The 10199-nt window shown below is 73.0% G+C and carries 7 protein-coding genes; 5 read left to right on the top strand and 2 right to left on the bottom strand.

The window, feature by feature from the left end:
- Window positions 1–341 precede the first annotated feature (341 nt).
- From ABTY20_RS15495 to ABTY20_RS15485, 3 genes are all read left to right on the top strand, one after another.
- Window positions 342–929, top strand: a complete 588-nt coding sequence (locus tag ABTY20_RS15495; protein ID WP_030829597.1) for a sigma-70 family RNA polymerase sigma factor — start codon at window positions 342–344, stop codon at window positions 927–929.
- A 160-nt stretch (window positions 930–1089) separates the two neighbouring features.
- Window positions 1090–2592 (top strand): IMP dehydrogenase, encoded by a 1503-nt coding sequence (guaB, locus tag ABTY20_RS15490; RefSeq protein ID WP_351997518.1) that lies wholly within the window; start codon window positions 1090–1092, stop codon window positions 2590–2592.
- 126 nt (window positions 2593–2718) lie between these two features.
- Complete coding sequence (locus ABTY20_RS15485) at window positions 2719–3843, top strand: GuaB3 family IMP dehydrogenase-related protein (RefSeq protein WP_351997517.1); 1125 nt, start codon at window positions 2719–2721, stop codon at window positions 3841–3843.
- A 95-nt stretch (window positions 3844–3938) separates the two neighbouring features.
- Here the strand turns inward: ABTY20_RS15485 and ABTY20_RS15480 are convergent, their stop codons facing one another.
- Window positions 3939–5147 carry a nucleotide sugar dehydrogenase gene (locus ABTY20_RS15480; protein ID WP_351997516.1) on the bottom strand — a complete coding sequence of 403 codons (1209 nt, stop codon included), beginning with the start codon at window positions 5145–5147 and terminating at the stop codon, window positions 3939–3941.
- 271 nt (window positions 5148–5418) lie between these two features.
- Between ABTY20_RS15480 and ABTY20_RS15475 the strand changes: the two genes are divergently transcribed.
- Window positions 5419–7125 (top strand): glycerol-3-phosphate dehydrogenase/oxidase, encoded by a 1707-nt coding sequence (locus tag ABTY20_RS15475; protein ID WP_351997515.1) that lies wholly within the window; start codon window positions 5419–5421, stop codon window positions 7123–7125.
- Window positions 7126–7154: 29 nt separating this feature from the next.
- Here ABTY20_RS15475 and ABTY20_RS15470 read toward each other — a convergent pair whose 3' ends face one another.
- Complete coding sequence (locus tag ABTY20_RS15470) at window positions 7155–7898, bottom strand: serine hydrolase domain-containing protein (RefSeq protein ID WP_351997514.1); 744 nt, start codon at window positions 7896–7898, stop codon at window positions 7155–7157.
- A 173-nt stretch (window positions 7899–8071) separates the two neighbouring features.
- Between ABTY20_RS15470 and ABTY20_RS15465 the strand changes: the two genes are divergently transcribed.
- Window positions 8072–10060, top strand: a complete 1989-nt coding sequence (locus ABTY20_RS15465) for a serine/threonine-protein kinase (protein ID WP_351997522.1) — start codon at window positions 8072–8074, stop codon at window positions 10058–10060.
- Window positions 10061–10199 lie beyond the last annotated feature (139 nt).

Below are 10199 nucleotides of genomic sequence, written 5' to 3'. Positions count from 1 at the left end.
ACGACCGGTCCCGTCCGCGCGCCGGCCCGGGCGGAGCCCGTCGGCCGGCGGCGCGGCCGGCCGGATCCGTCGCGCCCGGGGCGTGGAAGCGCTCGCCGCCCGCCGCGCCCGGGTGCGGAAAACCCCGCCCCGCCAGGGCACCGGCGACGGTCGCCGGACGCCCGCTGCTCGTTTCGCCGCGGATGCCGCATCCTTGAGGTGTGGAGTTCCTCGGGGACGAGTCGGTCGAGCGGGAGGGGAGGGCGCAAGGGATGAGTTCCGGCGCACCTGCTCATAACGCTTCGGTGCACAACCAGGGACACGGTGCCGCGGACCAGGCGTCCGCAGGGCACCATGGACCGATGCGCGACGACGAGGCGGGCACGGCCCAAGGGGCGATCGGTGCGCTCGTCCACCGCGCCGTCGACGGGGACGAGCAGGCCACGCACGACCTGCTCGCCCATGTCCACCCCCTGGCGCTGCGCTACTGCCGCACCCGGCTGTCCCGGCTGCCCGGCGACGCCCGGCACTTCGTCGAGGACCTCGCCCAGGAGGTCTGCGTCGCGGTGCTCCTCGCGCTGCCCCGCTACAAGGACACCGGCCGGCCCTTCGAGGCGTTCATCTTCGCCATCGCCTCCCACAAGGTCGCCGACCTGCAGCGGGCGGCGATGCGGCACCCCGGCTCGACCGCCGTGCCCTCCGACGAGATGCCCGAGCGCCCCGACGACTCCCTCGGCCCGGAGGAGCGCGCCCTGCTCAGCAGCGACGCGGAGTGGGCCAAGAAGCTGCTGGCCAACCTGCCCGAGAACCAGCGCGAACTGCTGCTGCTGCGGATCGCCGTGGGGCTCACGGCGGAGGAGACTGGACAGATGTTGGGAATGTCACCCGGCGCCGTCCGGGTGGCCCAGCACCGCGCGCTGAGCCGGCTGCGCGCCCTGGCGGAGCAGTAACCGCCTCCGTCGCGCCGCCGCTTCGGCACATGAAGGGGCGACCAGCCGTTCCCGTACGAACATACGAAGCCGGGAGCCGTGCGAAACCGTGGAATGAGACACCCACGCTTCCCGTTAGCATGGACATCCGCACCGATCAAGGCCATTTGGGGAAGGTGTCATGACTGCCAACGTCGACGGAGTGCCCGGAAAATTCGCGACACTCGGGCTGACCTACGACGACGTGCTGCTGCTGCCGGGCGCATCGGAAGTGCTCCCCAACGCGGTCGACACCTCGTCCCGCATCTCCCGCAACGTACGGGTGAACATCCCGCTGCTCTCGGCGGCGATGGACAAGGTGACCGAGTCCCGGATGGCGATCGCCATGGCCCGCCAGGGCGGGGTCGGCGTCCTCCACCGCAACCTGTCCATCGAGGACCAGGCCAACCAGGTCGACCTGGTGAAGCGCTCCGAGTCCGGCATGGTCACCGACCCGATCACCATCGGCCCGGACGCCACCCTCGCCGAGGCCGACGCGCTGTGCGCCAAGTTCCGCATCAGCGGCGTCCCGGTCACCGACGGCGACAAGAAGCTCCTCGGCATCGTCACCAACCGTGACATGGCCTTCGAGACGGACCGCACGCGGCGGGTGCGCGAGATCATGACCCCGATGCCGCTGGTCACCGGGCAGGTCGGCATCTCCCGCGGCGACGCCATGGAGCTGCTGCGCCGTCACAAGATCGAGAAGCTTCCCCTGGTCGACGAGGCGGGCGTCCTCAAGGGCCTCATCACGGTCAAGGACTTCGTGAAGGCCGAGCAGTACCCCCACGCGGCGAAGGACGCGGAGGGCCGCCTGCTCGTCGGCGCCGCCGTGGGCGCCAGCCCCGAGGCGCTCGAGCGTGCCCAGGCGCTCGCCGAGGCCGGGGTGGACTTCCTGGTCGTCGACACCTCGCACGGCCACAACAGCAACGCCCTCGGCTGGATGGCGAAGATCAAGTCGAGCGTCGGCGTCGACGTGATCGGCGGCAACGTCGCCACGCGTGACGGCGCCCAGGCGCTGATCGACGCCGGCGTCGACGGGATCAAGGTGGGCATCGGCCCCGGCTCGATCTGCACCACCCGCGTGGTGGCCGGCATCGGCGTCCCCCAGGTCACCGCCATCTACGAGGCCTCCCTCGCGGCCCGTCCGGCCGGTGTCCCGCTGATCGGCGACGGCGGCCTGCAGTACTCCGGCGACATCGGCAAGGCGCTGGCCGCCGGCGCCGACACGGTGATGCTCGGCAGCCTCCTCGCCGGCTGCGAGGAGTCGCCCGGCGAGCTGCAGTTCATCAACGGCAAGCAGTTCAAGTCGTACCGCGGCATGGGCTCGCTCGGCGCGATGCAGTCCCGGGGCCAGGGCAGGTCGTACTCGAAGGACCGCTACTTCCAGGCCGAGGTGGCCTCCGACGACAAGCTCGTCCCCGAGGGCATCGAGGGCCAGGTGCCCTACCGCGGCCCGCTGGCCAACGTGCTGCACCAGCTCGTCGGCGGTCTGCGCCAGACCATGGGGTACGTGGGCGCGGCCACCATCGAGGAGATGGAGTCCAAGGGCCGGTTCGTGCGGATCACCTCCGCCGGCCTCAAGGAGAGCCACCCGCACGACATCCAGATGACGGTCGAGGCGCCGAACTACAGCCGTCAGTAGCGGTGAGCCCCCGAGGGCGGCCCCGGACGGTCCGGGACCACCCTCGCCGTGCGTCCGGGGCGGTGGGCGCCGCGGCCGTCGGGGATACTGGAAGGCGCTGCAACGCATCAGGGAAAGGCCACAGACGTGACTGAGATCGAGATCGGGCGCGGCAAGCGCGGCCGCCGGGCGTACGCCTTCGACGACATCGCCGTCGTCCCCAGCCGCCGTACCCGGGACCCGAAGGAGGTCTCGATCGCCTGGCAGATCGACGCCTACCGTTTCGAGCTGCCGTTCCTGGCCGCTCCCATGGACTCGGTCGTCTCGCCGGCCACCGCGATCCGCATCGGCGAGCTCGGCGGCCTCGGCGTGCTGAACCTCGAGGGCCTGTGGACGCGCTACGAGGACCCGCAGCCGCTGCTGGACGAGATCGTCGGCCTGCCCCCCGAGGCGGCCACGCGCCGCCTGCAGGAGATCTACGCCGCCCCCATCAAGGAGGAGCTGATCGGGCAGCGCATCAAGGAGGTGCGCGACTCGGGCGTGGTCACCGCCGCCGCGCTCTCCCCGCAGCGCACCGCCCAGTTCTCCAAGGCCGTCGTCGACGCGGGCGTGGACATCTTCGTCATCCGCGGTACGACGGTGTCGGCCGAGCACGTCTCCGGTTCGCACGAGCCGCTGAACCTGAAGCAGTTCATCTACGAGCTCGACGTCCCGGTGATCGTCGGCGGCTGCGCCACCTACACGGCCGCCCTGCACCTGATGCGCACCGGTGCCGCGGGCGTGCTGGTCGGCTTCGGCGGCGGCGCCGCGCACACCACGCGCAACGTGCTGGGCATCCAGGTCCCGATGGCCACCGCGGTCGCCGACGTGGCCGCCGCCCGCCGGGACTACATGGACGAGTCCGGCGGCCGGTACGTGCACGTCATCGCGGACGGCGGGGTCGGCTGGTCCGGCGACCTGCCCAAGGCGATCGCCTGCGGCGCGGACTCCGTGATGATGGGCTCCCCGCTCGCCCGTGCGACGGACGGTCCCGGCCGGGGCAACCACTGGGGCATGGAGGCCGTCAACGAGGAGCTGCCGCGCGGCCAGAAGGTCGACCTCGGCACGGTGGGCACGATAGAGGAGATCCTCACCGGCCCGTCCCACACCCCCGACGGCTCGATGAACTTCTTCGGCGCCCTGCGCCGCGCCATGGCCACGACCGGCTACAGCGAGCTGAAGGAGTTCCAGCGCGTCGAGGTGACGGTGGCGGACTCGCAGCACCGGCGGTAGGGCCCGCGCGGCTCCGGCACGGCACGGAGGGGCCGGTCACCCGGCGGGGTGACCGGCCCCTCCGCGTGTCCGGGCGGGGCGCGTCCCGCCCCTTCTCACAGCCGGTGCGCCGCCCCCGCGGGAGTGGCCCCCCGCGTGTCCAGCATCAGCTGGGCCTTCACCGACAGGCCCTGGAGGTCGTACGTGCGGTGCTGCTGGAGCAGGATCGTCAGGTCGGCGTCGGCGACGGCCTCGTAGAGGAAGTCGGCGCGGGGGACGGGGTGGTCGAGGACGCTCCAGGACGGCACGTGCGGGTCGTGGTAGCTGACGGAGGCGCCCAGCTCCATCAGCAGGGCCGCGATCTCCTGGGCCGGGGAGCCCTGCCGGTCGGCGAGGTCGGGCTTGTAGGTGACGCCGAGCAGGAGCACCCGCGCGCCGCGCGCGGACTTGCCGTGCTCGTTGAGGAGGGCGGCGGCGCGCTGCACGACGTAGCGCGGCATGCGGCCGTTGACCTCCTGGGCGAGCTCCGCCATGCGCAGGGTGCGGCCCGCGTGGGTGGTCAGGTCCTGGGGGACGGAGTGGCCGCCGACGCCGGGACCGGGGCGGAACGCCTGGAAGCCGAAGGGCTTGGTCTCCGCGCAGCGCAGGACGTCCCACAGGTCGATGCCCAGGTCGTGGCAGAGGGCGGCCATCTCGTTGACGAGGGCGATGTTGACGTGCCGGAAGTTGGTCTCCAGCAGCTGCACGGTCTCCGCCTCGCGCAGGCCGCGCGCGCGTACCACCTTGTCGGTGAGGCGCCCGTAGAAGGCGGCGGCCGACTCGGTGCAGGCGGGGGTGAGGCCGCCGATGACCTTGGGGGTGTTGGCGGGGGTGTGGTCGCGGCTGCCGGGATCGACCCGGCTGGGGGAGTAGGCGAGGTGGAAGTCGTGTCCCGCGCGCAGGCCCGACACCGACTCGAGCAGGCGCAGCAGGGGCCCCTCCGTCGTTCCCGGGGGGACGGGGGACTCGAGGACCACCGTGGTGTGCGGGCGCAGCCACGCGGCGAGGGTGCGGGCGGCCGTCTCCACCTGGCCCAGGTCCAGGCCGCCGTCCGCGCCGCGCGGCGTCGGCGCGCAGATGACCGCGGTGCGCACCCGGCCGAGCTCGGCGGCGTTGGCGGTCGTCCGGAAACCCCGCGCGAGCATGCGGCGCTGTTCGGCGGCGCTGAGGGAGCCCTCCTCGGGGCCGGTCCGGTAACCGACGGTGGGGATGCCGGCGGCGACCGCGGCCTGGGCCAGGGGCAGGCCGTACGGGCCGAGTCCGATGACGGCGAGATCTGCGGGCATGGCGTGGGCCGTCCTTCCCGATAGCCGGAGTGCGACAGGTGCGCAAGCCCGGTGGACTGGACAGGCGAGCGCAATGTCAGACTAGGAGTAAATATGACCGATATGTGGGATTGATCGGCCGAGTTTCGGTGAGTCGTCCCGTGGGTTGTCCACAGGCCGGGGTCCGTGGTGGCCGAAGTCGGGCAAGCCGGTCAGAATTTGGGCACGAGAGTGGGAGACCGGGCTTCGCCCGACGGGTGTGGCCGATGCGACCGATGAGCGGGAGGCAGCGGTGAGGACAGCGACACTGGGGCCGGCGCAGCGCGCCGCGTCACTCGCGGCCATGGCCGAGCGCGAGCTGGACGTGCTGGTGGTGGGCGGCGGCGTGGTCGGCGCGGGCACGGCGCTCGACGCCGCGACGCGCGGCCTGTCCACGGGCCTGGTCGAGGCGCGGGACTGGGCGTCCGGCACGTCCAGCCGGTCCAGCAAGCTGGTCCACGGCGGCCTGCGCTATCTGGAGATGCTCGACTTCGCGCTCGTGCGGGAGGCGTTGAAGGAGCGGGGCCTGCTGCTGGAGCGGCTCGCCCCGCACCTGGTGCGCCCGGTGCCGTTCCTGTACCCGCTGCGGCACAAGGGCTGGGAGCGGCTCTACGCCGGATCGGGCGTCGCGCTGTACGACGCCATGGCGATGGCCCGGGGGCACGGGCGCGGTCTGCCCGTCCACCGCCACCTGACCCGCCGCCACGCACTGCGCGTGGCACCCTGCTTGAGGAAGGACGCGCTGGTCGGTGCCCTGCAGTACTACGACGCCCAGATGGACGACGCCCGGTTCGTGGTGAACCTCGTCCGCACGGCCGCGGCGTACGGCGCGAAGACCGCCAACGGCGCCCGGGTGACCGGGTTCCTGCGCGAGGGCGAACGCGTCGTCGGCGCCCGCGTGCAGGACGTCGAGGGCGGCGGCGAGTACGAGATCCGGGCCAAGCAGGTCGTCAACGCCACCGGTGTGTGGACCGACGACACCCAGGCGATGGTCGGCGAGCGCGGCCAGTTCCACGTACGGGCCTCGAAGGGCATCCACCTGGTCGTTCCCAAGGACCGCATCCACTCCACGACCGGGCTCATCCTGCGCACCGAGAAGTCCGTGCTGTTCGTCATCCCCTGGGGCCGGCACTGGATCGTGGGCACCACGGACACCGGCTGGGACCTCGACAAGGCGCACCCGGCCGCGTCCAGCGCGGACATCGACTACCTGCTGGAGCACGTGAACTCGGTGCTCGCGGTACCGCTGACGCGTGACGACGTGGAGGGCGTGTACGCCGGTCTGCGGCCCCTGCTGGCCGGCGAGTCGGACGCCACGAGCAAGCTGTCCCGCGAACACACCGTGGCCCACCCCGTCCCCGGACTGGTCGTGGTGGCGGGCGGCAAGTACACGACGTACCGGGTGATGGCCGAGGACGCGGTGGACGCGGCGGTGCACGGACTCGACGTGCGCGTCGCCGACTGCGTCACCGAGGACACGCCGCTGGTGGGCGCCGAGGGCTACCACGCGCTGTGGAACGCGAGGGCGCGCACCGCCGCGCGCACCGGACTGCACACGGCGCGGGTGGAGCACCTGCTGCACCGGTACGGCACGATGGCGGAGGAGGTCCTGGACCTCATCGCCGCGGACCCCTCGCTGGGGGAGCCGCTCCGGGCGGCCGACGACTACCTGCGCGCCGAGATCACCTATGCCGCCTCCCACGAGGGCGCCCGGCACCTGGATGACGTGCTGACCCGGCGCACCCGCATATCGATCGAGACGTTCGACCGGGGCACGCGCAGCGCCCGCGAGGCCGCCGAGCTGATGGCGCCGGTGCTGGGCTGGGCCGAGGACCAGATCGAACGCGAGGTGCGGCACTACGAGAAGCGGGTGGAGGCCGAGCGGGAGTCGCAGCGGCAGCCCGACGACCTGACGGCGGACGCGGCACGGCTGGGGGCGCCGGACATCGTGCCGCTGTAGGACGCCGGCCCGCGGGCCGTCGGTCCGCATCACTCGGACGGGCGGCGGGATCCGGGATCCCCGTCCGGCACCCGGTCGTCCCAAGGAGGGCGGGGGCAGAACTGGGCCGTGAGCACCGCGGATTCGAGACCGGGATCAGCCGGCGAGTCCGTGTTCACGCGGAAGGTGAGGACGCGCCGGCCGTCGGCCGTGGCCGCGGTGCGCACGTAGCTGCCCGGGATGCGCCCGTTGTGCCCCCACACCGTGGTGCCGCACGGAAGCGTCACGGGAAGCAGGCCCATGCCGTACGAGCCGTGTGCGGTACGGGTGAGTGCGATGCGTACGGCCTGAAGAGGGGGGACCGGCACGGTGCCCCGTGTGTCCGCGGAGAAGTCGTGGAGTCCGCTGGTATGGGTGAGCAGGGAACGCAGGGTCAGCCCGCGGCCGTCGTCGCCCGCTCCCCGCACCAGGCCGGGCAGATGCCGCTCCACGGTGTCGGACAGGGACAGACGTCCCTCGTCGGCCAGTTGCAGGACGACCGTGGCGATGAAGGTCTTGGTGACGCTGCCCGCGCGGAAGTGGTCGGCGCGCCCGATCCCCGGGCCGGCCTCGGCGTAGCGGGGACCGGTCTCCTCCAGGGCCAGCAGGGCCGCGGCGGGGGCGCCGCCCCGCGCGACCAGGAGCGGAAGGAGCGTGTCGGTGGGCGGGACGGCCCGCGCCGGATGGGCGCCCGAGGCCAGCGCGAGCAGGGCCAGGGACACGGGGACGGCCAGGAGCGTCCGAAGCGGCGGCATCCCGGTTCCTCCCCCTTTCGGCGGCCTCATCATGCGGGGCGGGAGGCCGGTTCCCGCACCCGGGTTCCGCGTGCGCCGGGCCCGGCGCACGGCCAGAGGCACCCTGGGCGTCGAGCACTTGTCGGGTGAGGGACAATGAAGGCTCTGTCAGGGCGGGTTGCATGAGGGGACGCATGTCGGAGGCGGAGCGGGCGGGGACATCCCGTCAGGACAAGAGCGCACGTCTCCTCGCCGGGCGGTACCGGCTGGGAGACGTGCTCGGCCGCGGCGGCATGGGCACGGTGTGGCGGGCCCAGGACGAGACCCTGGGGCGGACCGTCGCCGTCAAGGAGCTCCGTTTCCCGTCGAACATCGACGAGGAGGAGAAGCGGCGGCTGATCACGCGGACCCTGCGCGAGGCCAAGGCGATCGCGCGGATCCGCAACAACAGCGCCGTGACCGTCTTCGACGTGGTCGAGGAGGACGACCGGCCCTGGATCGTGATGGAACTCGTCGAGGGCAAGTCGCTCGCCGAGGTCATCCGGGAGGACGGCCTGCTGGAGCCGAAGCGCGCGGCGGAGGTCGGTCTCGCGATCCTGGACGTCCTGCGCTCCGCGCACCGGGAGGGCATCCTGCACCGCGACGTGAAGCCGTCGAACGTGCTGATCGCCGAGGACGGCCGGGTCGTGCTCACGGACTTCGGCATCGCCCAGGTCGAGGGCGACCCGTCCATCACCTCCACCGGCATGCTGGTCGGCGCCCCCTCCTACATCTCCCCGGAGCGGGCCCGCGGGCACAAGCCGGGGCCGGCGGCCGACCTGTGGTCGCTCGGCGGGCTGCTGTACGCGGCGGTGGAGGGCACCCCGCCGTACGACAAGGGGTCCGCGATCGCGACGCTCACGGCGGTGATGACCGAGCCGCTCGAGGAGCCGAAGAACGCGGGACCGCTCAGGGACGTCATCTACGGACTGCTCACCAAGGACCCCGCCCAGCGGCTCGACGACAGCGGCGCCCGGGCCATGCTGAACGCGGTCCTCGACGCGCCGGCGGCCGGGGAGCCGGCGGACGCGACGAAGGTCGTGCCGCTGCCCGAACAGCCCGGTGGGCGGGCGGGCACCGGGGGCCGGCGCGGCGAGGAGGCCGGGGAGAAGCTGCGGGGCGCGCTGCGTTCCGTGCGCAAGGCGGCGGCCGTGGCCGGCTCGGCCGGTGCCGCGGCGGCGGCCCGCGCCAAGTCCGGCGGCGCCGCCCCCGCCGAACCGGCCGTGGGGACCAGGAGCACGCCGGCGGGTGCCCCAGGTCCCCGCCCCGGCCCGGCTCCGGCCTCCGCCCCGGCCGCGAAATCGGCCGCCGGTGGCCGCAGTTCGGGCTGGCCGGTGATGACGCCGCCGGACCTGCCGGCCAGGCCCGTGCCGAGGGCGCCGCTCACCGACGTGGTGCCGCGACGGACGCTGATCATCATCGCGGTGGTCGCGGCGCTCGCCGTGCTCGGCGTCGTGCTGGCCCTCACGCTCGGCGGCGACGAGGGCGACAAGGGAGCCGGGGGCAGCGGCGGCGGGACCGTCGCCAGCGGGACCCCGAGCGCCGACACCAAGGACGACGAGAGCGGCGGCACCCACACCGACGGCAGGGCGACCGGGTCGGCGGACACGGAGACGGGAGCCGGCCCGTCGACCGCCACCGCGGGCGCCGGCGCCGGCGGATCGGCCGAGGACGACGCCGAGGCCGAGGGGGAAGAGGACGGCGGCGGCACGTCGGCGGTGGAGACCTACAAGGGGAACCAGGGGTACTCGATCGGACTGCCCGAGGGATGGACGTTCCGGTCGACGGGGGCCGCCGGGGACCGGTTCACCGGACCGGACGGGCAGAAGCTGCTCATCGGCTGGACGACCACCCCGAAGGACGACCCGGTCGCGGACTGGAAGAACCAGGAGCGCGCCATGGTGCGTTCCCAGTACCAGCGGATCAGCATCAAGCCGGTGGACTACCGCGGCTGGAACACGGCCGACTGGGAGTTCACCTATGTGGAGAGCGGGACCACGTACCGGTCCATCGACCGGGGGACCGTCGTCGGTGAACGGCTCGGGTACGGGCTGATGTACACGGCCAAGGCCGCCGAGTGGGACAGCGATCGGCGCAAGGACACCTGGCGGACGCTGACCAAGACCTTCCGGCCGAAGTCCTGAGCATGACGGCCCGCGGAATGGGGAGCCAGATGTGGCATCCCCTCTCTGCGGGTTGCCTCCGGCACGTATCGTGAGTGCTTGCGGACCGCATGCAGCCGGAACGGCCCGCCGGGCGAACGGAACCGACCGACCGTAGTGC

This window comes from Streptomyces sp. NPDC126497, assembly GCF_040302425.1.
GTDB lineage: Bacteria > Actinomycetota > Actinomycetes > Streptomycetales > Streptomycetaceae > Streptomyces.
The sequence above is the reverse complement of the archived record's forward strand: the minus strand, read 5'-3'. Positions and strand labels throughout refer to the sequence as shown.

Coding starts and splice junctions, on each gene's coding strand:
- ABTY20_RS15495 (WP_030829597.1), top strand. CDS start 342: ATGCGCGACGACGAGGCGGGCACGGCCCAAGGGGCGATCGGTGCGCTC.
- guaB (WP_351997518.1), top strand. CDS start 1,090: ATGACTGCCAACGTCGACGGAGTGCCCGGAAAATTCGCGACACTCGGG.
- ABTY20_RS15480 (WP_351997516.1), bottom strand. CDS start 5,147: ATGCCCGCAGATCTCGCCGTCATCGGACTCGGCCCGTACGGCCTGCCC.
- ABTY20_RS15470 (WP_351997514.1), bottom strand. CDS start 7,898: ATGCCGCCGCTTCGGACGCTCCTGGCCGTCCCCGTGTCCCTGGCCCTG.
- ABTY20_RS15465 (WP_351997522.1), top strand. CDS start 8,072: ATGTCGGAGGCGGAGCGGGCGGGGACATCCCGTCAGGACAAGAGCGCA.